Annotated in this window: 20 protein-coding genes and 1 tRNA gene; 14 read left to right on the top strand and 7 right to left on the bottom strand. The window is 31.1% G+C overall.

Annotated elements, in window-relative coordinates:
* The first annotated feature begins 70 nt into the window (after window positions 1-70).
* The 6 genes from ACH5TW_RS03970 (at window position 71) to ACH5TW_RS03945 (ending at window position 5157) form a co-directional block, all read left to right on the top strand.
* The gene (locus ACH5TW_RS03970; protein ID WP_439335184.1) at window positions 71-1390 is read left to right on the top strand and encodes a BT_3928 family protein; all 1320 of its coding nucleotides are present in this window, start codon (window positions 71-73) and stop codon (window positions 1388-1390) included.
* On the top strand, window positions 1387-2463 hold the full coding sequence (locus ACH5TW_RS03965; protein WP_439335346.1) for an ABC transporter permease: 1077 nt from the start codon (window positions 1387-1389) through the stop codon (window positions 2461-2463). The genes ACH5TW_RS03970 and ACH5TW_RS03965 overlap by 4 nt, the downstream gene beginning before the upstream one ends.
* A gap of 48 nt (window positions 2464-2511) precedes the next feature.
* On the top strand, window positions 2512-3009 hold the full coding sequence (locus ACH5TW_RS03960) for a TlpA family protein disulfide reductase (RefSeq protein ID WP_439335183.1): 498 nt from the start codon (window positions 2512-2514) through the stop codon (window positions 3007-3009).
* Window positions 3010-3088: 79 nt separating this feature from the next.
* Window positions 3089-3847 carry a triose-phosphate isomerase gene (gene tpiA / locus ACH5TW_RS03955; RefSeq protein ID WP_439335182.1) on the top strand — a complete coding sequence of 253 codons (759 nt, stop codon included), beginning with the start codon at window positions 3089-3091 and terminating at the stop codon, window positions 3845-3847.
* A gap of 164 nt (window positions 3848-4011) precedes the next feature.
* The gene (prmA, locus tag ACH5TW_RS03950) at window positions 4012-4848 is read left to right on the top strand and encodes a 50S ribosomal protein L11 methyltransferase (protein ID WP_439335181.1); all 837 of its coding nucleotides are present in this window, start codon (window positions 4012-4014) and stop codon (window positions 4846-4848) included.
* 33 nt (window positions 4849-4881) lie between these two features.
* Entirely contained in the window at window positions 4882-5157 is a 276-nt protein-coding gene (locus ACH5TW_RS03945; RefSeq protein ID WP_439335180.1) for an ATP-dependent Clp protease adaptor ClpS, read from the top strand.
* Between the two features lie 12 nt (window positions 5158-5169).
* Here ACH5TW_RS03945 and ACH5TW_RS03940 read toward each other — a convergent pair whose 3' ends face one another.
* From ACH5TW_RS03940 to ACH5TW_RS03910, 7 genes are all read right to left on the bottom strand, one after another.
* Complete coding sequence (locus ACH5TW_RS03940) at window positions 5170-5439, bottom strand: heavy-metal-associated domain-containing protein (RefSeq protein ID WP_439335179.1); 270 nt, start codon at window positions 5437-5439, stop codon at window positions 5170-5172.
* Between the two features lie 80 nt (window positions 5440-5519).
* Window positions 5520-5714 (bottom strand): YgaP family membrane protein, encoded by a 195-nt coding sequence (locus ACH5TW_RS03935; RefSeq protein ID WP_439335178.1) that lies wholly within the window; start codon window positions 5712-5714, stop codon window positions 5520-5522.
* Window positions 5715-5749: 35 nt separating this feature from the next.
* Window positions 5750-7162, bottom strand: a complete 1413-nt coding sequence (locus tag ACH5TW_RS03930) for an MBL fold metallo-hydrolase (protein ID WP_439335177.1) — start codon at window positions 7160-7162, stop codon at window positions 5750-5752.
* 65 nt (window positions 7163-7227) lie between these two features.
* A complete protein-coding gene (locus ACH5TW_RS03925; RefSeq protein WP_439335176.1) occupies window positions 7228-8019 on the bottom strand; it encodes a sulfite exporter TauE/SafE family protein in 792 nt (263 codons plus the stop codon).
* Between the two features lies 1 nt (window position 8020).
* Window positions 8021-8434 carry a DUF6691 family protein gene (locus tag ACH5TW_RS03920; RefSeq protein WP_439335175.1) on the bottom strand — a complete coding sequence of 138 codons (414 nt, stop codon included), beginning with the start codon at window positions 8432-8434 and terminating at the stop codon, window positions 8021-8023.
* A gap of 3 nt (window positions 8435-8437) precedes the next feature.
* Entirely contained in the window at window positions 8438-8995 is a 558-nt protein-coding gene (locus tag ACH5TW_RS03915; RefSeq protein ID WP_439335174.1) for a YeeE/YedE family protein, read from the bottom strand.
* 65 nt (window positions 8996-9060) lie between these two features.
* Window positions 9061-9696 (bottom strand): Crp/Fnr family transcriptional regulator, encoded by a 636-nt coding sequence (locus ACH5TW_RS03910; RefSeq protein WP_439335173.1) that lies wholly within the window; start codon window positions 9694-9696, stop codon window positions 9061-9063.
* Window positions 9697-9778: 82 nt separating this feature from the next.
* On the opposite strand from ACH5TW_RS03910, the gene ACH5TW_RS03905 reads away from it, so the two are divergent.
* From ACH5TW_RS03905 to ACH5TW_RS03870, 8 genes are all read left to right on the top strand, one after another.
* A tRNA-Arg gene (locus ACH5TW_RS03905) sits at window positions 9779-9852 on the top strand.
* Between the two features lie 295 nt (window positions 9853-10147).
* The gene (locus ACH5TW_RS03900) at window positions 10148-12460 is read left to right on the top strand and encodes a chondroitinase-B domain-containing protein (RefSeq protein WP_439335172.1); all 2313 of its coding nucleotides are present in this window, start codon (window positions 10148-10150) and stop codon (window positions 12458-12460) included.
* 13 nt (window positions 12461-12473) lie between these two features.
* The gene (locus tag ACH5TW_RS03895) at window positions 12474-13493 is read left to right on the top strand and encodes a polysaccharide lyase family 7 protein (protein ID WP_439335171.1); all 1020 of its coding nucleotides are present in this window, start codon (window positions 12474-12476) and stop codon (window positions 13491-13493) included.
* A 7-nt stretch (window positions 13494-13500) separates the two neighbouring features.
* A complete protein-coding gene (locus ACH5TW_RS03890; protein ID WP_439335170.1) occupies window positions 13501-15771 on the top strand; it encodes an alginate lyase family protein in 2271 nt (756 codons plus the stop codon).
* A gap of 20 nt (window positions 15772-15791) precedes the next feature.
* Window positions 15792-16166, top strand: coding sequence for a cupin domain-containing protein (locus tag ACH5TW_RS03885; protein ID WP_439335169.1), 375 nt, complete (start codon window positions 15792-15794; stop codon window positions 16164-16166).
* A gap of 523 nt (window positions 16167-16689) precedes the next feature.
* The gene (locus tag ACH5TW_RS03880; protein ID WP_439335168.1) at window positions 16690-19773 is read left to right on the top strand and encodes a SusC/RagA family TonB-linked outer membrane protein; all 3084 of its coding nucleotides are present in this window, start codon (window positions 16690-16692) and stop codon (window positions 19771-19773) included.
* Window positions 19774-19791: 18 nt separating this feature from the next.
* Window positions 19792-21270 (top strand): RagB/SusD family nutrient uptake outer membrane protein, encoded by a 1479-nt coding sequence (locus tag ACH5TW_RS03875; RefSeq protein WP_439335167.1) that lies wholly within the window; start codon window positions 19792-19794, stop codon window positions 21268-21270.
* 21 nt (window positions 21271-21291) lie between these two features.
* On the top strand, window positions 21292-22239 hold the full coding sequence (locus ACH5TW_RS03870) for a PKD domain-containing protein (RefSeq protein WP_439335166.1): 948 nt from the start codon (window positions 21292-21294) through the stop codon (window positions 22237-22239).
* Window positions 22240-22258 lie beyond the last annotated feature (19 nt).

Genomic DNA, 22258 nt, shown 5'->3' with positions numbered 1-22258 from the left:
TTTTCGATATCCAAGTAAATGATTAAATGAATGTTACATGTGACCGATAAAAAAGAATAATTATAACCAAATGAAAGCATTAGTAAACATATCAAGAATATTAGTAGGCACATTATTTATATTCTCAGGGTTTATAAAACTGAATGATCCGCTTGGGTTTTCCTATAAACTACAAGAATATTTTAGTCAAGATGTATTAAATATTCCTTCTTTAGAACCTTACGCTTTGATGATTTCGGTTTTAGTCGTAGTTTTTGAAGTGGTTTTAGGTATCTTTTTGCTTATTGGCTATAAACCTAAATTTACGGTTTGGAGTTTATTAGGAATGATTGTGTTTTTTACCTTTTTAACCTTTTATGCAGCTTACTTCGATAAAGTTAAAGATTGTGGTTGTTTTGGAGATTTTTTAAAGTTAACACCTTGGGAAAGTTTTACAAAAGATGTTGTTTTATTGTTTTTAATACTCATCTTGTTTTTTGGAAAGAAATATATCAAACCCATATTTGGAAAACTCCCAACAACCGTATTAGCATTATTAGGTTTTGTTGTTAGTTTATGGTTTGGTTATCACGTATTAATGCATTTGCCAACATTCGATTTTAGGGCTTATGCTATAGGAAAGAATATTACCGAAGGCATGAGTATTCCAGAAGATGCTGCAAAACCAGTACAAGAATTTTATTGGAAGTTTAATATAGATGGAGAAGAAAAAGTAATTACTACGGATGGTTCTTACCCAGATGTAAAAGGTGAATTTATTAGTTATGAGTTTAAAATAATAGATGAAGGTTATCAACCATCTATTTATGATTTTACAATGGAAAGTACTGAAGGAGATGATTTAACCGAACAGTTCTTATCTGAAGATAATCTTATAGTTGTCATTTCTTATAGTTTAGAGCATATTGAACGAGAAGGTGGTTTAAAATTGAAAGCATTACAAGAAGAAGCTATTAAAAATAATTATAAAATTATAGGTTTAACAGCATCAGGAGAAGATGCTAAGCAACGCATTAATGAAGCTTATAATATCGATTTTGAATGGTATTTATGTGATGAAAAAGCGTTAAAAACAGTTGTTCGTGCTAATCCTGGGATTTTAGAGTTGGATAAAGGGACCGTTAAACAGAAAGTACACTGGAATGATATTGATGATTTGGAGTTGCCTAAAGTTGAACGAAAAGCTGAACCTAAAAAAGAAAATAACAATAATGTTGTTTACTTTATAAATGGAGAATCCTCAACAAAGGAAGCTGTTGAAGCTTTGGATACACTGAAAATTGAAAGTATTAATGTTGTGAAAGATTCTATTCAATTAAAAGAATTAAATACACAAAACAATACATTTTTTACAGGAATAGTTGAAGTGACATTAAAACCTAACCACTGATAAATTACCTACTAAATAAAATCACTTACGGACTACTCACATTATTTGGAGTGGTAACGGTTATATTTTTACTATTTAATGTGCTTCCCGGAGATCCTGCTCAAATGATGTTGGGGCAAAATGAAGACAGCGAACAATTAGCACTTGTAAAACAGAAATACGGGTTCGATAAACCCATAAGTACGCAGTATTTGTATTATATAAACGATTTGTCTCCCATTTCATTTCATTCAAAAGACGCTAGTAATTATACGTTTTTAAGAGAAAATAAATATCAAACTCTAACCTTATTTTCTATAGGAAACACAACAACCGTTTTAAAATTACCTTACTTAAGAGAATCGTTTACAAAACAAGGTAAAAAGGTAAGTCAGGTTTTAGCAGAAACCTTGCCTAATACATTTGTTTTAGCTGTGTCAGCTATTTTTATTGCCATACTTTTAGGTGTGTTTTTAGGGATTATATCGGCACTTTATAAGGATAAATGGCTCGATAAAGTCATACAGATTCTAAGCACGTTTGGTATGAGTATCCCATCATTTTTTAGTGCCATTCTATTCGCTTGGTTTTTTGGATACATCTTGCATGATTATACCAATCTAGAAATGACAGGAAGCTTATATGAATTAGATGATTTTGGGGAAGCCATGCATATTAAATGGAAAAACTTACTATTACCAGCTGTGGTTTTAGGTATTCGTCCATTAGCAGTCGTCATTCAATTGATGCGTAATTCGTTATTAGAAGTTTTCAATCAAGATTATATAAGAACCGCCCGAGCAAAAGGCTTAAGCGAATTTCAAATTATAAAAAGGCACGCAGTTAAAAATGCTTTAAATCCTGTAGTTACAGCTATTTCGGGTTGGTTTGCATCCATGTTAGCTGGAGCAGTTTTTGTAGAGTATATTTTTGGATGGAACGGTCTGGGAAAAGAAATAGTAAACGCTTTAAACACATTAGATTTACCTGTAATTATGGGAGCCGTTTTAATAATTGCAACCATGTTTGTAATTATAAACATTTTTGTTGACTTAATTTATGTTTGGTTAGATCCAAAAGTTAAATTAGAATAAATTTTACATTTCCGCATAGGCGGAAATCTCATCAAAAAAAATAAAATAATGAAAAAAGTATCATCCTTATTAGTCCTATTATTAATCGTCTTAAATTGCAAAGCACAAGATGTTGTGCCAACTAATTTTTCAGCAGAAGCTTTAAACGATACATTCGTAACATTAAAAGGAGACACTATTGCTTTTAAAGATATTTTAGAAACCTATAAAGGAAAAACTGTTGTTATAGATATTTGGGCCTCATGGTGTAAAGACTGTGTTGGTGGTATGCCAAAAGTAAAAAAAGTACAAGGCGAATTTAAAGATGCTGTTTACCTGTTTTTATCTTTAGATAAAACAGATAAGGCTTGGAAAAAAGGCATTAAAAAATATAAGGTAAAAGGCGAGCATTATTTTATGCAATCTGGTTGGAAAGGTGTTTTTGGCAATTTTGTACAATTAGATTGGATTCCTAGATACATGGTCATAAATAAAGCTGGCGAAATCGTTGTATTTAAAGTTATTGAAGCTGATGACAATAAGTTGATAGAAGCATTAAAAAATTAACTATTTTTGCTAGTAAATACAAGAATAATAAATTTCAAATAAATATATCCCTCTCTTTTTTAGAGGTTAACACAACATTATGAGAAAAAATATCGTAGCCGGAAACTGGAAAATGAACAATGATTTATCAGCATCTAAAAAGCTGGCAAAACAAGTTGCGAAATTAGTTAAGAAAAACAAAGTAAAAGGAACTAAGGTTATCATAGCTCCAACGTTTGTTAATTTAGAACGTGTCGCTAAAGCAACTAAAAAATCAAAAGTAAAAGTAGCTGCTCAAAACATGCATTTTGCCGAAAGTGGAGCATATACAGGAGAAATATCTCCAAAAATGTTACAGTCTATCGATATTAAAACAGTTATTTTAGGACATAGTGAACGTCGTGAGTATTTTGGAGAAGACGATGCTTTATTAGCTAAAAAAGTAGATGCTGCTCTAGAAAATAATATGGATGTTATTTTCTGTTTTGGTGAAGTATTAGCCGATAGAAAGTCAGACAATCAAGAAGCCGTTGTAGAAAGTCAAATAAGCAACGCCTTATTTCATTTAGAAGCCGATGCTTTTAAAAACATCGTATTAGCATACGAGCCAGTTTGGGCAATTGGAACAGGCGAAACAGCTAGTCCAGAGCAAGCGCAAGATATGCACGCTTTTATTAGAAAAACTTTAGCGGCTAAATATGGCGACGATGTTGCAAACAGCGTATCTATTCTTTACGGAGGAAGTTGCAAGCCTGGAAATGCAAAAGAAATTTTCTCTAAGCCAGATGTAGATGGTGGTTTAATTGGTGGTGCTGCGCTTAATGCAGAAGACTTTTTAGCTATTGTAACTGCATTTTAAGTATAAATAATTATTAAAAATATTTTGGGCGTTACCCCGATAAAAATCGGGGTCGCGCTTTACATTACAAGTCCTCACTATCCCGATAAAAAATCGGTATAGCTGTGGGCTTTTCATTGCAATCGCTAACGCGAGGCTAATCAGCTAATATAATTCCTAAAATTATGTCTAATACAATCTATATAGGTTATTATTTTAAAGTACAACCAATGCAACCTGCTGTTGAAATTCTTATTGCAGAATTAGGGTATGCAGGTTTTGAAAGTTTTGTTGAAACCGAAGATGGCGTTACGGCGTACATTCAAAAAGAAGAATGGAACGCATCTATTTTAGAAGATATTCAAATTTTAAATTCAGATGAGTTTGAAATCACCTATACGTTTGAAGATATAGAGCAAACCAATTGGAATGAAGAATGGGAAAAGAATTTTAACCCTATAGTTGTAGATGATGTATGTTCTGTACGTGCACCGTTTCATGAAAAACCTAATACTCAATATGATATTGTAATAGAACCAAAAATGAGTTTTGGTACAGGGCATCATGAAACTACACACATGATGATTCAGCATATTTTAAAGAACGATTTAAAAGATAAATCGGTTTTAGATATGGGCTGCGGTACAGGTGTTTTGGCTATTTTAGCCGAAATAAAAGGTGCTAAACCAATTGATGCTGTAGATTACGATAATTGGTGTTATTTAAATAGTATTGAAAATGTTGAGCGTAATAATAGTAAGCATATTACCGTTATAGAAGGCGATGCTAGTGTTTTGGAAGGAAAAAAATACGATGTTATTATAGCCAATATAAATCGTAATATTCTTCTGCAAGATATGAAAACCTATGCGTCTTGTTTGAATGAAAATGGCATGTTGTTTTTAAGCGGATTTTACAACGATGATATTCCAATCATTAAAAGTGAATGTGAAAAGCATATGTTAAAATTTGAAGAAAAATTAGAAAGAAACAATTGGGTATCACTAAAATTTTTAAATTAGTAGTATCATTAATCCCCAAAGATTAAAATTTTTATGAGTACAAGAGAAAAAACATTAGAAGAATTTCTACTAAAAGAAGAGGTTTTAACTCAAAACGAAATTGTTTTACATAATGATGACGTGAATACATTCGATCATGTTATAGATACATTAATTTATGCTTGCGATCATACATCAGAACAAGCAGAGCAATGTGCAATGCTTGTGCATTACAAAGGGAAATGTACCGTTAAAACAGGAGTGTACGACGATTTAGAACCGCGTTGCACGATGCTGCTAGATGCAGGTTTAAGTGCAGAAATTATTTAAGTACAATAATACTTATTTACTCATTTTTCCAACAGCACAACTCACAAAATATTTTGCTTTTGTAGTTAGTGCATTCTTTTCTCCAACAACAGGGTAGCCTATTTTATTTAATAAATTTTTAGCTTCTAAAATATTGGTTTCATTTTGGTAAAAGAAAGTCACTGTACTAATTTCTGTTTCAACCGAAACTTTTTCAATACCATCAATAGTTGTTAATTTGTTTAGAATGGTATTCGCACATCCATTGCATTTTAAATTCTGTATTTCAAAACTCGTTTTCATGTGTTTATAATTTTATTTTTCATTATCACATGTAACATCCAATAATCACTTTTCTTTATGATTCATTTTTAAAGGATGTTTTATTTTTTTATTTTACAAGTGTTAATTCCAAAAGGTTTGTATAATGGACAAAAACTAATAAAACTAGTTAGTAAAAATATAATTGCCAATGCCATTAAAATATAGCCTAAAGAGCCTTCAATAATATTAAAATAGTAAAGAAGTGAAATTCCAATAGCTACAAGAACTCTTATAGCTTTATCTGTGGTTCCCATGTTTTTTTTTATCTGCTTATCTTTTAATTTAGTTTTTACAATGTTGTAGGACAAACATAATTAGATGTTGGTGTCTTGGTGTTTTTAATAGCCACAAATCCACCAGTTATATCAATTAAATTATTAAAGCCTCTTGCTTTTAAAATAGAAGCAGCAATAACAGAACGATAGCCACCTGCACAATGTAAATAGTACGTTTTGTCTTTATCAATTGTATGCATGTTATCGTTAATATTATCTAATGCTAAGTGTTGCACATGATCTCCAATTATATGTTCAGATCTATATTCTCCATCTTTTCTAACATCAAGCGTATTAATTGCGTCATTTTTAAATCGACTAGAAAACTCTTCAGCCGAAATAGATTCAATGGTTTCAATGTCTTTTTTAGCTGTTTTCCAAGCGTCTATACCGCCTTTTAAATAGCCTAGAGTATTATCATACCCAACACGAGACAAACGAGTAACCGTTTCTTTTTCTTTGCCTTCAGGAGTTACTAATAAGATAGGTTGTTTTAAATCGGTAATTAAAGCTCCAACCCATGGTGCAAAACCACCATGAATGCCAATAAAAATAGAGTTTGGTATATGACCTTTTATAAAATCTTCTTCTTTTCTAACATCTAAAACTAAAGCATCTTCTTGATTCGCAATAGCTTCAAATTCTTTAGGAAATAATGGGTTATCTCCTTTTTTTAAAACAGTTTCAAAAGCATCATAGCCAGATTTGTTCATCATCGCGTTTTTAGCAAAATATTGCGGTGGTGGAGGCATACCACTCAATACTTCTTCTATAAATTCATCACGTGTCATATCAGCACGTAAGGCATAGTTTGTCTTTTTCTGTTCTCCTAAAACACCAACCGTTTCTTTGCTTAAATTTTTACCACAAGCAGAACCAGCACCATGAGCTGGATAAACAATAATATCATCTGATAAAGGCATTATTTTATTCCGTAAAGAATCAAATAACATACCTGCCAAATCTTCTTTAGTAAGATCAGATTTAATTGCTAAATCTGGTCTGCCAACATCACCTAAAAAAAGTGTGTCTCCAGAAAAAATGGCGTGATTATTATCGTTTTCATCAATAAGTAAAAAGGTAGAAGATTCTAAAGTGTGTCCAGGTGTGTGTAGAACTTTAATGGAAATATTACCAATTTTAAATGCCTCATTATCTTTTGCAATATAGGCGTCGTAATCTGTTTCGGCTCGAGGGCCAAAAACAATAGTTGCTCCTGTTTTTTTTGCTAAATCTATATGGCCTGAAACAAAATCGGCATGAAAATGCGTTTCAAAAATGTATTTTATTTTAGCCTGTTCTTTATTCGCTTTATCTACATATTGTTGCGTTTCACGTAATGGATCTATAATAGCAACCTCGCCATTAGATTCTATGTAATACGCTCCTTGAGCTAAACAGCCTGTATAAATTTGTTCTATTTTCATTTCTATGATAATTTCAAAATTACTAATCCTTAATGATTAATTATGTGACTTTTGTCACATTTGAGTTAGCCAATTTCTTTGTAAATAATATATATAGCCATAAGGAGTGTAAAAACTCCAAAGCTTTTTTTAAGTTTCTCTCCAGTTATAAATTTTGAAAGGTATACACCAAATATAATTCCTATGATAGATATTATTGTAAATGTTAATAAGAATACCCATTCAATCTCTAAAGTTTGAACATCGCCTATAAATCCTATTAATGAGTTTATAGTGATTATAATAAGAGATGTGCCTACAGCTTTTTTCATAGGTAAATTAGCCCATAATACTAAAGCAGGAACATATAAAAAACCACCACCAGCACCAATAAGCCCTGTAACAGTTCCAATAATTAATCCTTGTACAAAAGTTTTATAATATGGTTGCTTTGTTGAAGGCAAATTAGATTCCTTTCGTTTTCTAATCATAGAAATTGAAGCTAATAGCATAATGACAGCAAAAAGCACCATGATTGCTATTTCTTTAGTTAATGAAAAATTACCAAAAGTTAATATGGTATCAGGAATTCCAGGAACTAAGTACCTTCTTGATAAATATACAGCCAAAAAAGATGGGAATGAAAAAGCGAACCCTAATTTAAAATCTACTAATCCTTTTTTGTGTTTTTGATAGGTGCCAACTATAGAAGAAGTACCAACAACAAACAAAGAATAGGCGGTTGCCACTACAGGATTATATCCTACAAGATATACTAATAAAGGAACGGTTAATATTGAACCACCACCTCCAATAAGACCTAAAACTAAACCAACAACTAAAGCACCAATATATCCTAGAAGTTGAATGTTTTCCATATTAGTGGGGGAGTTTGTGTTTTATTATGCCGTAAATGAATGTGCCTACAATAGCAGCTACAATAACAATAAGCATACTATAAATACCAGAGCCTAATAAAATATACATAGGTCCAGGACAAGCACCAATAAGTGCCCAGCCTAAACCAAAAATAATACCACCAATGATATATTGATTAAACCCTTTTTCTTTTTTTGGAACAAAAATATCAGCACCTTTTATACTTTTAAAATGGCCTCTTTTAGAAATTTGTAAAAATAAGATTCCAGAAGCTATTGCTGTACCAATTATTCCATACATATGAAATGATTGAAATCTAAACATTTCATATATGCGATACCATGATACGGCTTCAGATTTTACTAAAACAATTCCGAATATAATGCCTGCCAATAAAAATTTTAAATGTTTCATATTCTAGAATATTAGAGGTAAAATTAAATTAGCCATAATTAATCCTCCTAAAAAGAAACCAATAACAGCAATTAAAGATGGTTTTTGTAAACTGCTTAAACCTGCTATGGCATGACCAGAAGTACAGCCACCTGCGTATCGTGTGCCAAACCCAACTAAAAGGCCACCAACTATTAATAAAATTAGTTTTTTAGTAGAGGCTAATGAATCTAAATTAAATATTTCATTAGGAACTAATGTTTTACCTGCATTATCAAACCCCATGTTTTGTAGCTCGTTAATAGTTTTAGGGTTTAAGTCTGTTATACTATCATTAGATAAATAATGAGTTGCTATATATCCACCAATAATAGCACCTAATACAACTATTAAGTTCCAAGATTGCTCTTTCCAATTAAATTTGAAAAAATCAGAAAATTTCCCTGCACCAGCAATGGTACACATGGTTCGTAAATTGGATGACATACCAAATGTTTTTCCAAAGTAGAGCAGTAGTGCCATTATAAAAGAAATAAGAGGCCCAGATACATACCAAGGCCATGGGTTTAAAATATTTTCCATGTTTAGATTTTAATCAATAAGCAAAAGTAAACTCTAGTCTAACTCTGTTATGTAACAAATGTTACTTAAGTAGAAATAATTTCTATTTTATTTCTGCCTAGTTTTATTTTATTTTTGTTTTCTAGTTGTTTTAGAATTCTAGAAATTACAACCCGAGATGTGTGTAAATCTTCAGCAATATCCTGATGTTTCACATGTAATGTTTTTGAAGAATTGAGTACAGCTTTATTACTTAGGTATTTATAAAGACGTTCATCCATCTTCATAAATGCTAAATTGTCTATAGCTTCTAACATTTCGTCAAAACGAGTTTGATAACTTCTTAGTATAAAATTTCTCCAACTTTCATTATTTTGAAACCATTGTTGCATTTGGCTAACTGGAATCATTATTAAGCTTGTGTCTTTTTCTGCAACCGCTCTAATTTTACTTTTTGAAGTATCCATGCAGCAAGTTAGCGACATAGTGCAAGTTTCTCCAGCTTCTAAAAAGTAAATTAGTAATTCATTACCATCACTATCTTCTCTAAGAATTTTAATGTCACCATGTAATAAAAGAGGAATGAAATTTAAAGGTTGATTAATATCAATTATAATTTCATTCTTTTTGAAGTTTTTGAATACTCCTTTTTCAAAAATTTCTTTAATTAAATTTTCGTCTAAAGTACTAGCAAATTTTTGTTGTAATAAATCGTAATTCATGTATCAAAAATAACAATTTAAAAATTGAATTAATTATTTGCATATGTTTTAATAAAAATACTATATTTGCAGCCACAAAAATGGCCTCGTGGCGCAACTGAATAGCGCACTTGATTACGGCTCAAGAGGTTACAGGTTTGAATCCTGTCGAGGTCACAACAAGAACCTTAACATACTTTAAAAAAAGTTGTTAAGGTTTTTTATTTTCTGTCATTTATCTTTCCAAGTGGTTTTTTTACCAATTAAATTTTTTAGTTAACCATTTACAATTTCTTCTTTTTTGTTAAAATTATTTGCTTAATAATAAAATATACCTATATTTGGAAAACCAATCTGGTTTACCAGATTGGTTTTCCAGAATTTATTTATCATTTTTTCGAGAGAGTTTTATTAAAACGTAAGATGAATAGTTCATTTTTAGTATCTTTTATAATTATTTAAAAACAGCTATATGAAAAAGTTTTTTTGTATTGTAAGTATTGTGGTTTTGTGTTTTTCTTGTATAAATGAAGATAAAGATGTAGTTAGATTGGTTGTTAATAATAAGCAACTACAAATAGCTATCAATAAAGCGAAAGCAGGAGACGAGATTGTTTTAAAAAATGGAGTATGGAAAGATGTAGAAATTGATTTTATTGGACAAGGTACCGAAGAAAACCCAATAATTTTAAGAGCAGAAACAGATGGTGAAGTTTTTATAGAAGGGGTTTCAAAATTAACTTTTGGCGGAGAATATCTAGTTGTTAGTGGCTTACATTTTAGAAATGGATATTCTCCATCAGAAAATGTAATAGCTTTCAGAATAGATGAAAATACAGTTGCAAATAACTGTAGAGTTAGCAATTGTGTTATTGTAGATTTTAATAAATTACAAAGAGATAGCGATGATCTTTGGGTTCAGTTTTATGGAAGATACAATCAATTAGATCATTGTTATATTGCGGGCAAAACAAATGGAGGACCAACAGTTAGAGTTGATTTAAAAGGAAATCAAAGTATTAGAAACTATCATAAAATTGTAAATAACCATTTTGGACCTCGACCTAGAAAAGGAGGGGCAAGAGGTGAAACCATTCAGTTAGGAAGTAGTTTTACATCCATGTGTCCAAGTAATACAATTATTGCAAATAACTTATTTGAGGCATGTAATGGCGAAGTTGAAATAATTTCAAGCAAAACAAATTTTAACGAAATTAAAAACAACGTATTTTATAAAAGTGAAGGTTCTGTAGTTACAAGACATGGAAATTACGTTACTATAGATGGAAATTTTTTTATTGGTGATGGCGTAAACGAGAATTATGGAGGAGTTAGAATTATTAACACAGGACATTGGGTAACTAATAATCTTTTTTACAAACTTAAAGGTAAGAATTTTAGAAGCCCTTTAGCAGTTATGAATGGCATACCTAAATCACCATTAAATAGATACAATCAAGTTACAGATGTTGTAGTTGCTTATAATACTTATGTAGATTCAGACGCCCCTTGGCAATTTGGAGTTGGGCAAAATTTAGCTCAAAATAATGTGTTGCCAAAATCAGAAATACGTTCTGCAAGAGCTTTAAGAACAGAAGTTGTAAATAATGTTATATATAATTCAGAAGGAGATAATAATCCTATAATAGAACACGATAAAGTTGATGGTGTTACTTTTAAAAGTAATGTTATTGACAATAATGGTCTAAGTTTCCCTAAAAGAGATGGCTTAATAACTAAAGAGTTATCATTAAGAAATATTGGTTCAGATATTTCAGTACCAACAAATGATATAGGAGAAATTGAAGTTTATAATGGTTTTGGATTTGAAATTATTACTAAAGATTTATTAGGAAACTCTAGATCTAAATCAAATCAAATTGGAGCCATTTTAAACTCAGAAAATATCAATTTAGATTTGCTAGATAAAACAAAATATGGAGCAAATTGGTATTCAAACGAACTTGAAGCTAAAACTCCTGTTACTTATAATGTGTCTAAAGCAGATGATTTACAAGCTAAGATTGATGAAGCAGAGAATGGGGATATTATAAATTTAGGCCTTGGCTTATATAAGATTGATAAACCTTTAGTTATTAATAAATCTATTACAATTTTAAGTACGGGAGATGGTAAATCAACAATAATTTACAATGGAGAAAAAGGGACACCGTTATTCTCATTGCAACCTTACGGAAAATTAAATATACAGCAAGTAATTTTAGAAGGGAGTAATAACAATTATCTTTTTGCAAGTTTAAAAGAAAACATGTCAAATCATTTTGGATTAACAGTTTCTGAGTGCGAAATTTCTAATTTCAATTACGCTTTAAAAGTTTATAAGCAGTCTTTTTCAGAAGAAATAACGTTTAATAATACGTTAATTTCAAATTGTGAAAACGGCATAGAATTATCTGAAGAAACGAATGACAGGGGAGATTACAATACTGAATATTTAACGATTGATAATTGTCAATTTACAAGCGTTAAACAAAATGTGATTGATTATTATAGAGGAGGTTATGACGAATCTACCATAGGAGGAAACCTATTAATAACAAATTCTACATTTACCAATTGTGGTGCAAAAGAGAAAAATAAAACACTTTTAAACCACTACGGAATTGTTAATGTAAATATTAATAATAATAAGTTTAGCAATAACCCTGTTCAGTTTGTATCCATTCTTTGGGGAGCAAAAAATAATACAGAATCTGATAATACAATTACTAATTCTGGTCAAATAAAAACAGAAGAAAATTTAGTAATGAAATTAATGTATTAAATTAATTCAAAAAATGAAAAAAATAGCATTCTTAACATTTACCCTTTTATTATTTTTTTCATGTAAGAATGAGGGTAAAACAACTTCAGAAACTAATATTAAAATTGAAAAAGTTGTAAAATATCCAAGTGACGTTATTCCGTTTATGGACAAATGGAAAATCCTTTTAGGCGATGGTACTCACGTTGATAATTTAATAAAATACCAAAAAGAGGATTTTTTTTATGTAGATAATGATGGAACTACAGACTGGATAGTTTATAAAACACCAAATTCAGGAATCACCTCCAAAACCTCAAAAAACACAAGAACAGAATTGAGTGAAAAATCAAATTGGATACCAGAAACTGGTGGCAAATTAACAGGTGTTTTAAAAGTGCAACATGTTTCAACTACAGGAGATGCTACTAAACCGTCTTCTTATTCGGTAGTAATCGGGCAAATTCATAGTGGCGAAGGACATGAAAACGAACCACTGAAAATCTTCTACAAAAAATTCCCAGGCCACATAAAAGGATCTGTGTTTTGGAATTATGAAATCAATACAAAAGGCGATAATTCTGGAAGATTTGATTTTTCCACATCAGTTTGGGGTTATGATTTTTCTGTGATTGGAACAAGTCCAACTACGTATCCAGATGAGCCAAAAGATGGTATTGCGTTAGGAGAAGAATTTGCTTATGAAGTTAATGTATACAAAGGGGTTATGTATTTAACATTTACAAGTAAAGGTCATGAAACTGTAACATTCACCAAAAGCTTAATTAAATCAGATTTTGCTAAAACTGAAGACATCCCACAACAGGTTTTAGACATGTATTCATCAAGACGTGAATTAAGCTCAGAAAGAGAAAATGCTTATGCTGGCGAAATTAATTATTTTAAGCAAGGCGCATATAATCAAGCTAATGGACAATCTACCAAATCTGAAACGTATGGTGGCGACATTGAAAAACAATATCAAAATGGAAGCTATGCTGAAGTTTGGTTTAAATATGCGACTATAGGAGTTGGCACTTTACCCCATAAATAAAATATAAATGAAGACACTTAAACTAATCATATTAACTTCAATTTTAACTTGTGTATTATTTTCTTGTAAAAAAGAAAATACATCATTTATAAACAATAAAAATAAAATTTCAACATCACAAGAACATCCAAAGCTAATTCTAACTGCTCAAGGTGTTAAAAATATTAGAGCGCAATTAGGTACAATTCCAATATTTGATAACACTTTAGAAAAAGTTAAAGCAGAAATTGATGCAGAAATTGATGCAGGAATAGAAGTGCCTATTCCAAAAGATTATTCAGGAGGTTATTCACATGTTAGGCACAAAAAAAACTGGTTTGCATTGCAAAAAGCTGGTTTGCTATATCAAATTTTAGATGACGAAAAATATGCAATGTATGTTAAAGACATGTTGATGCAATACGAAGTACTATACAAGACGTTGCCATTACATCCAAAAACGCGTTCTTATGCAAGAGGTAAATTATTCTGGCAATGTTTAAACGATTCTAATTGGTTGGTTTATATAAGTCAAGCTTATGATTGTATTTATAATTATTTAACTGAAGAAGAGCGTAATAAATTAGAAACGAATTTATTCAGACCATTTGCAGATCATATTTCTGTTGATAGTCCACAATTTTACCAAAGAGTCCACAATCATAGTACATGGGGAAATGCAGCGGTAGGCATGATTGGTTTAGTAATGGATGATGACGAGTTAATTAATCGTGCTTTGTACGGTATAAAAAATCTTAAATTAGATCCTAAAGCAAAAGATAACGATGGCGGATTTATCAATAAAAATGGAAAAGCTGGTTTTTTAGCTAATATAGAAGAACCTTTTTCTCCTGATGGGTATTATAATGAAGGCCCATATTACCAACGTTATGCTATGTACCCTTTTTTAATTTTTGCTGAAGGATTGCATAATGTAAAACCTGAATTAAAGATTTTCGAATACAAAGATGGAGTGCTTCTTAAATCTATAAACGCATTGTTAAACCTTTCTGATGCAGATGGCGATTTTTTTCCACTTAATGATGGTCAAAAAGGAATGTCTTATTATAATAGCGCATTAATTACAGCAGTAGATATTTCATATCATTATGGAAAACAAGATGCTGGTTTGCTTAGTATTGCAGAAAAGCAAGGCCAAGTTTTATTAGATGATTCTGGTTTGGCAGTTGCAATTGGTATTAAAAAAGGGAAGACAAAACCTTTCACTAAAAAGTCCATTAACCTTTCTGATGGACCAAAAGGAAAACAAGGAGGGCTTGCCGTGTTAAGAAATGAAGATGTTGAATTAGTTTTTAAATATGCTGCGCAAGGATCTAGCCATGGTCATTACGATAAGTTGTCTTTTTCTTTATATGAAAAAGGAGAAGAGGTTATCCAAGATTATGGATTAAGTCGTTTTGTAAATATTGAACAAAAAGGAGGTGGTAATTATTTAAAAGAAAATAAAACATGGGCTAAACAAACTATTGCTCATAACACAATTATACAAAATGAAACCTCTCATTTTGAAGGGAAATATGAAATAGGAAGTCAACATCATTCCGAATTGTTTTTTTATGATGATGCAAATTCGGAAGTTCAAATAGTAAGTGCAATAGAATCTAATGCTTATCCAGGAACAAAAATGTTACGCACTATGGCAGTCATTAAGGATAAGGATTTTGAAAGACCTTATACGTTAGATATTATGAAGGTGACTTCAAACAAAACAAATCAATATGATTTTCCATATTACTTTTTAGGGCAAGTTGTGCAAACAAATTTCGAATATAAAACCTCTAAAACATTAAAACCATTAGGAAGCAAAAATGGATATCAACATCTGTTTTTAGAAGGAACTGCACAAGCCAATGACGGGAATAGTAAACTAACTTGGTTAAATAAAGGAAAGTTTTACACCTTAACAACCTTAGCGAATATTAATGACGAATTAATTTTTACTAGAATTGGAGCAAACGATCCTGAATTTAACTTAAGACGAGAAGCCGCATTAATGGTAAGACGAAAAAATACGAAAAACACACTTTTCATATCTACAATTGAAGTACACGGAAGTTATAGTCCAGTAACAGAATCTGCAGTAAATTCTAATAGTAGCATTAAGCAATTAACAGTGGTTTTAGAAACCGATGGATATACAGCAATAGAAATTACTAATGTAAATAGTAATACTAAACTATTCATAATAGCAAATTCAAAAGCATCAAAAGAAGAAAAGCATAATGTAAAAATTAATGATAAGAATTATGAGTGGTCAGGGTCTTATTATTTTAAGTAAAAACAAATAAATTAAAAAACATGAAACGATTTAGCAAAAAATACATCATCACAAAAGACATGAAATGGGAAGTACTAGGTGGAGGAGTATCTAGAAAATTTTTAGGTTATGATAACCAAATAATGATGGTAAAAGTGAAATTTGACAAAGGGGCATTAGGTGCTCCACACCAACATTTTCAAACGCAAGCTACTTATTGTGTTTCAGGTAAGTTCGAATTTGAAATTGATGGTGTTAAGCAAATTATTGAAGCAGGAGATGGCGTATATATTGAGCCTAATTTATTGCATAGTGCAGTTTGTTTGAAAGAAGGAATGCTTATTGACACATTTAGTCCTGTAAGAGAAGATTTTTTAAGTGGAGGCGATGTATCGTACTTTGGAGGTAATTCATAAAAAAAATCTGCTAGTCATTAATATAGATGAAAATAGTTTTATTATAAGATTTAATAAAAATTTGACCAAATGTAATTCATTTCTACTGGTCTAACTACGTATATATTTATTTTTTTTAGTTCAATTGGTTAAGTATTAAGTACTAATAATGTTAAAATTTAAAATTTATTTTTTTTTAACAATAAATTAATATATATTTGGTAAACCAAACTGGTAAACCAATTTGGTTTACCAAAAAAACAGACTCAATGTATAACTACTCAAAAAAACAGACTTATATGAAAGTGAAATAAATAAAAAAAGGATAGATGCACGTCTATCCTTTTAAATCATTATTACTTCTTTTAGGAGGGAAGTAAAAATTATAACATGCCATTACTTAAATAAAAACATGCGTTCTACAAAATTACAAAAAATTATGTGAATTTATGTTTTTTAATGAAGTGAAAATTTTATTAGAGAGATCTAATAAGATAGTACTAAAATACTAAAACAACTACACTTTAAACATAAAAAAATAATTATGAATTTAAAAAACAAGCTACTTTTAACTTTAATATTGTTGTTCAATATTAGTCTATTTGCGCAGTCTGGTGCCCTTATTAAAGGTACTGTTGTTTCTGCGACAGATAACATACCAATTCCTGGTGTAAATGTCATAGTAGTTAATACTTCACGAGGTGTTACTACAGATTTTGACGGTAAATTTGAAATACAAGTAGATAAAAAAGAAGTGTTACAATTCTCATATATAGGATTTGTTACACAGGTGCAAATTATAGATAATCAAACAACATTAAATATTTCTCTTGTCGAAGATTTAGCAAAATTAGATGAAGTTGTTGTTATTGGTTATGGAACTCAGAAAAAATCTCACCTTACTGGTGCTATTTCTAAAGTTGTAAACGAAAGTTTAGATCAAATAGCTGTAGCAAGGGTTGATGATGCTTTAATAGGTCAGGTTTCAGGGGTTAATATTCAAGCGAGTTCAGCAGAAGCAGGAGCTGCTCCTACTATTACAGTTAGGGGGTTTGGATCAATTACAGCCGATTCTGGACCAGCGGTGGTTGTAGATGGAGTTATTGTTGATTCTAGTTTCCTTGGAAACTTAGATATGAATGATGTTGAGTCTTTTGAGGTGTTAAAAGATGCCGCATCTGCTGCTATTTATGGTAGTGAAGGATCTAACGGAGTAATACTTATTACTACAAAAACAGGTAAAGAAGGAAAAACAAAGTTTTCCTATAATACTTTTACAGGTTATAAAGATGCATTTGGAAGTGATTATTATAAAAAAAGTGTTGCTGGTTGGGCAGCTAAAGAACTCGCGGCTACAGGTGCACTTTCAGAACAAACCCAATATGCACAAAAAATAGTTGAAGTAACAGGTATTGATAGAGACTGGCAAGATGTTTTCTTTGATGGTGGGTTTATTACAAGTCACTCTTTATCAGCAAGTGGTGGTACTGCAGATACAAAATTTTCTTCTTCATTAAGATATTTAAGTGATGAAGGTGTTGTACTTACAGATAACTATAAGTTGTATTCTGCTAAGTTAAAATTAGATAGTAAATTAAGTAAAAAAGTAAAATTTGGATTGAGTGCTACACCTTCTTACTCAAAAAGAAGAGCGTTACCTACTTCGGTTCACAATCCTATAAGGCAATCGCCGTGGTTACCAATTTATCATACAGCAGAAACATTACAATTTATAAATAGAGATGCTTATCCAAATATAGGAATAGGAGATTATTTTTATGAGAATCATTTAGTTGAATTAGACTTAGATGGTAACGGTAGCGATAATAGACCTCGTACCTCTGGTGATGCAAATCCATATGCGCAATATGTAGAGAGAGAGCATTATGAGTTTAATACTAAATTATTAGGGTCAGCTTATTTACAATATGAAATTATGGATGGTCTTATAGCAAAGACATCTTTAGGGGTAACCTTAGAGCAACGTAAAAGAACGAGATGGGATGGAACAAAGCATCATGCATCTGGTAATAGTAGAGCTGCTTATCAATTACAAAACAGATTTAGTTCTAGGTTGATTTCTGATAATACCTTGTCTTATAATATGCAAATAGGAAATCATGATATTAGTGCTTTAGCGGGTATGACTATTCAAAAAAGAAAAGCTGAAACAAGTCAAATTGCAGGTACGGGATATTCTAATGATTTACTTAAAAACCTACAAGGTGCTACTACTATAATTTCAGAAGGTGAATTTAATATAGAGAAAAATAAAATCGGATATTTTGGTAGAATTAATTATGCTTATGCCGATAAATATTTATTGTCTGCTTCTTTTAGACGTGATGGAAGCTCTGTTTTTGGAGTAAATTCTAAGTGGGGTAATTTCCCTGCAGTGTCTTTAGGTTGGAATGTCTCTAATGAAAGTTTTCTTGAAGAATCTGATTTTCTAAGTAATTTTAAATTAAGAGTTAGTTACGGTTTAACAGGAGCTGAAAACTTTAATGTAGGAGACGAATTAGTTAATGCATGGCCTTATTTGGCACAATTAGATAATACTAATGCTATTACTAATGGAGGTATTTCTGCAGGTGTTTCTCCTAAAAATATTGCTAATTTATTATTACAATGGGAAGCTTCTGAGGAATTTAATCCTGGTTTAGATTTTGGATTTTTAAACAATAGAATTACTGGGTCTTTAGATTATTATAAAAGAACTAGTGACCAGTTATTACTAAATAACCCAGTGTCTTATGTTACAGGATTTAATAATGGTATTGTAAACTTAGGTAAAGTAGCAAATAGTGGTTGGGAATTTGAATTAAGAACAAAAAATGTTACTAGTGAGAAGTTTTCTTGGAATACTACTTTAATAGCTTCTACCAACAAAAACGAATTGCTTGATTATGGTGAATCTAATGGAGCTTTAACAGAAGATGGGTTTGGTAGAAACTCACAATGGATTAATTCTGTTGGTAATCCTATTTCTTCTTTTTATGGTTATGTTGTAGATAAGGAATTACCAATAGAATATTGGGATTCTCCTTGGATTCCAATTAACGGTAGATCTGAAGATGTTATCGTTAAAGATTTGAATGGAGATGGTTTAATTACAGATGATGATAAAACTATTTTAGGAGACCCTTATCCAGAAATTGTATGGAGTTTAACAAATGAATTCAATTTTGGAAATTTCGATTTTTCTTTTATGATTCAAGGAAGTCAAGGTGCTGAAGTAAAAAATATTGGAGACCAGTATTTCGGTACAGATTGGCAAGGAGGTACTTCTGATGAGCAGGCAGTGGTTGATGCAGGATTAATAACAGACGCTTCTTTTCTTCAACAAAGAGTTCATACTAATGATGTTGTTATGAGTGCAGGTTATTTTTCATTGAGAAATGTAAACATTGGTTATAGTTTACCAAAGGATGTTATTTCAAAATTAGGAATCAAATCATTAAGACTTTATGCTACTGGACAGAATTTAATTTACATTACTTCTGATGATTATAAAGGTTTTAATCCTGAATTTATTGACGGTAATAATACACCTCAGTCTTACGGTGCTCAAAGAGCTGGGACACCATTGTTTCGTACCATGTCAGTTGGTTTGAACGTTAATTTTTAATCTAAGAAAACATTAATTATGAAATATATAAAATTTTTAATTTTTGCTATAACAGGAGCTATGTTTGTTTCCTGTGATACAGATGAGTTTTTAAACCCATTACCAGATTCTGCTATTGTTGCAGAAAGTTTTTTCCAATCTGATGATGATGTATTGTCTGGTATTATTGGAATTTATGATGCCGTACAAGGTGTTAATGAAAATACAGAATCAAGTTCAATAAGATTTAATAGAGGCGTGCAATTGGAGTACCTATTAACTGAGCATAGATCTGATAATACAAGAAGTAAAACCCTTGAAGGTTCTAGAGCCGATTTTCATAGGTATATAGTTGAACCCGATAATGTTCAGTCTGAGGATTATTACCAATCTATGTATGAGATTATTTTTAGAGCTAATAATGTTTTAAAATATGTTGATAGAGCAGATGCTTCAAATATCAATAAATATACTGCCGAGGCTAAGTTTTTAAGAGCTTATGCATATTTTAACTTAGTGAGATTGTATGGTGCTGTTCCTTTAGTAACTACAGTAGTAGGTTCTGATGATAAAGAATTACTTTTTACTAGAGTTGATGAAACAAACGTTTATGAACAAATTGTAGCAGATTTAAAAGAAGGTGTTCAGTATTTAAACAATTCGCATAAGTCTAGAGCATCAAAAGCTGCGGCACAAGGCATTTTGGCTAAAGTGTATTTAACGCAACCAGCACCTAATTATGCAGGAGCAAAACAATTATGTGAGAATATTGTTAATAGCGGTGATTTTGCTTTAGAGTCTAATTATAAGAATGTATTCTATAACGAACTAAATAACGAAATTATTTTCGCTATTCAGTACTTAACAGGGAACCCAGAAGAAAGTCAAGGTTTTTCATCTGAATTTACTTCATATAAGCGCCAAGGTCGACAAGATGGACTTAATATAGTTAATCCAAATCTTGCTGAAGACTTTATAGCATATGGAGGAAATAGAACAGCAGTATCTTATATTGCTTTAGGCGATGATGCAAGTCTTCCTGTGCCCGAAAGCGCTGAAGTTGCAAAGTTTTTGCCAGATGGCTATGATATATCAGATACTAATTTGCCTACCTATGGAGAGCAACCTGGTAATGCAGGTAACGACTGGATTATATTACGTTATTCGGATGTCTTATTAATGCACGCAGAATCTATTATGGAAGGAGGAGAGGCTACTACAAATAGTAGTGCTATAGATTCTTATATGGAAGTTAGAGAAAGAGCAGGTTTTGACCCTGTAACCGATCGCCCTACAGTTTTAACTAAAGATGCTTTATTACTTGAAAGACGAATAGAGTTAGCTTTTGAAAACCACCGTTTCTTTGATTTGGTAAGATTTGGAGTTGCACATGAAGTCTTAGGAAATCATGCTAATGAAATGGGATACACGAGTTATAATATTAGAAGATTATTATTACCAATTCCATCAAGAGAAATTAATTTAAGTGATGGGATTTTGACCCAAAATCCTCAATAACAATATAAAACTTAAAAAATTATGAAAAATCAATTAAATATTTTTAAAAACACTATCAAGTTAGTGTTGTGCCTTTCGGCAATGATTTTCTCTGTAAGTTGTGAAGAAGCTTTTGAGTTTGATTTACCAGAGGCAGGTTCAAAAGTAGACACTAACTTGCCAACAGCTGATTTTGCTTATATTCCAAATGCAGAAGATTTCAGAACTATAGAATTTAATAATTTATCAACGGAATCTACTAAGTATCTTTGGGATTTTGGAGGAGGAGAAACTTCAACAGAAAAAGATCCTAGCTATACTTTTATGGCAGGAGAAGGTACTTATCCAGTAACATTAACTGCCCTTGATGCTAATGATGCATCAACTACTGTAACTTTAGATGTAGATGTAGTAGATAAATTTGTTCCTATTCCTGTTGGAATATTAAATGGAGATTTTAATGACGGTCAAAATGATTGGAAGTTCTCTTCTTTTACAGGAGGTAATACGAATCCTTTTAATTCAAGTTCTGATGGTTCTTTTACAAATTATGATGGATCAGATAATGGCGCTAAAACAAAAGGTGCTAAATGGACGAAAGGGACATCTGCAGGAGCTTACTTAAGCTCAAATACTAGATATGCTTACCAAGCAATTATAGTATCTCCAACAGATGCAGATCGTACGGTTAAATATATTTTAGAATATGAGTATGCTATTAAAACACCAGCAGAACAAGCAGGTGTTGCTCCAGGTGGGAATAGAATTATTTCTGAAGTTTTAGATGGTCATTTTGCAGATGGATCTGATGCTGTAGCAAGTACTCCAGTTAGTCAATTTATTGCAAACGAAGCAAAAGGAAAAACATCTCATACAAAAGTTGAACAAGAATTTACTACAAATGCTAGTGGAGAAATGTCTATTATGTTTTATGCAGTAACTGATGTAGATGTTTATATAGATAATGTTAAAGTTTATGCAGCTGAGTAATGTTAGTTGATAATAAAAA

Source organism: Thalassobellus sediminis (genome assembly GCF_044386045.1).
In the GTDB taxonomy this organism is placed as follows: Bacteria; Bacteroidota; Bacteroidia; order Flavobacteriales; family Flavobacteriaceae; genus Thalassobellus; species Thalassobellus sediminis.
This window is presented reverse-complemented; position numbering and strand designations above follow the sequence as displayed.

What these genes read in the sequence shown, in the direction of transcription:
- ACH5TW_RS03890 (WP_439335170.1), top strand. Translation starts at nt 13,501, where the DNA reads ATGAAGACACTTAAACTAATCATATTAACTTCAATTTTAACTTGTGTA.
- ACH5TW_RS03940 (WP_439335179.1), bottom strand. Translation starts at nt 5,439, where the DNA reads ATGAAAACGAGTTTTGAAATACAGAATTTAAAATGCAATGGATGTGCG.
- ACH5TW_RS03930 (WP_439335177.1), bottom strand. Translation starts at nt 7,162, where the DNA reads ATGAAAATAGAACAAATTTATACAGGCTGTTTAGCTCAAGGAGCGTAT.
- ACH5TW_RS03935 (WP_439335178.1), bottom strand. Translation starts at nt 5,714, where the DNA reads ATGGGAACCACAGATAAAGCTATAAGAGTTCTTGTAGCTATTGGAATT.
- ACH5TW_RS03945 (WP_439335180.1), top strand. Translation starts at nt 4,882, where the DNA reads ATGAGTACAAGAGAAAAAACATTAGAAGAATTTCTACTAAAAGAAGAG.
- tpiA (WP_439335182.1), top strand. Translation starts at nt 3,089, where the DNA reads ATGAGAAAAAATATCGTAGCCGGAAACTGGAAAATGAACAATGATTTA.
- ACH5TW_RS03970 (WP_439335184.1), top strand. Translation starts at nt 71, where the DNA reads ATGAAAGCATTAGTAAACATATCAAGAATATTAGTAGGCACATTATTT.
- ACH5TW_RS03895 (WP_439335171.1), top strand. Translation starts at nt 12,474, where the DNA reads ATGAAAAAAATAGCATTCTTAACATTTACCCTTTTATTATTTTTTTCA.
- ACH5TW_RS03960 (WP_439335183.1), top strand. Translation starts at nt 2,512, where the DNA reads ATGAAAAAAGTATCATCCTTATTAGTCCTATTATTAATCGTCTTAAAT.
- prmA (WP_439335181.1), top strand. Translation starts at nt 4,012, where the DNA reads ATGTCTAATACAATCTATATAGGTTATTATTTTAAAGTACAACCAATG.
- ACH5TW_RS03910 (WP_439335173.1), bottom strand. Translation starts at nt 9,696, where the DNA reads ATGAATTACGATTTATTACAACAAAAATTTGCTAGTACTTTAGACGAA.
- ACH5TW_RS03900 (WP_439335172.1), top strand. Translation starts at nt 10,148, where the DNA reads ATGAAAAAGTTTTTTTGTATTGTAAGTATTGTGGTTTTGTGTTTTTCT.
- ACH5TW_RS03920 (WP_439335175.1), bottom strand. Translation starts at nt 8,434, where the DNA reads ATGAAACATTTAAAATTTTTATTGGCAGGCATTATATTCGGAATTGTT.
- ACH5TW_RS03875 (WP_439335167.1), top strand. Translation starts at nt 19,792, where the DNA reads ATGAAATATATAAAATTTTTAATTTTTGCTATAACAGGAGCTATGTTT.
- ACH5TW_RS03925 (WP_439335176.1), bottom strand. Translation starts at nt 8,019, where the DNA reads ATGGAAAACATTCAACTTCTAGGATATATTGGTGCTTTAGTTGTTGGT.
- ACH5TW_RS03880 (WP_439335168.1), top strand. Translation starts at nt 16,690, where the DNA reads ATGAATTTAAAAAACAAGCTACTTTTAACTTTAATATTGTTGTTCAAT.
- ACH5TW_RS03885 (WP_439335169.1), top strand. Translation starts at nt 15,792, where the DNA reads ATGAAACGATTTAGCAAAAAATACATCATCACAAAAGACATGAAATGG.
- ACH5TW_RS03870 (WP_439335166.1), top strand. Translation starts at nt 21,292, where the DNA reads ATGAAAAATCAATTAAATATTTTTAAAAACACTATCAAGTTAGTGTTG.
- ACH5TW_RS03915 (WP_439335174.1), bottom strand. Translation starts at nt 8,995, where the DNA reads ATGGAAAATATTTTAAACCCATGGCCTTGGTATGTATCTGGGCCTCTT.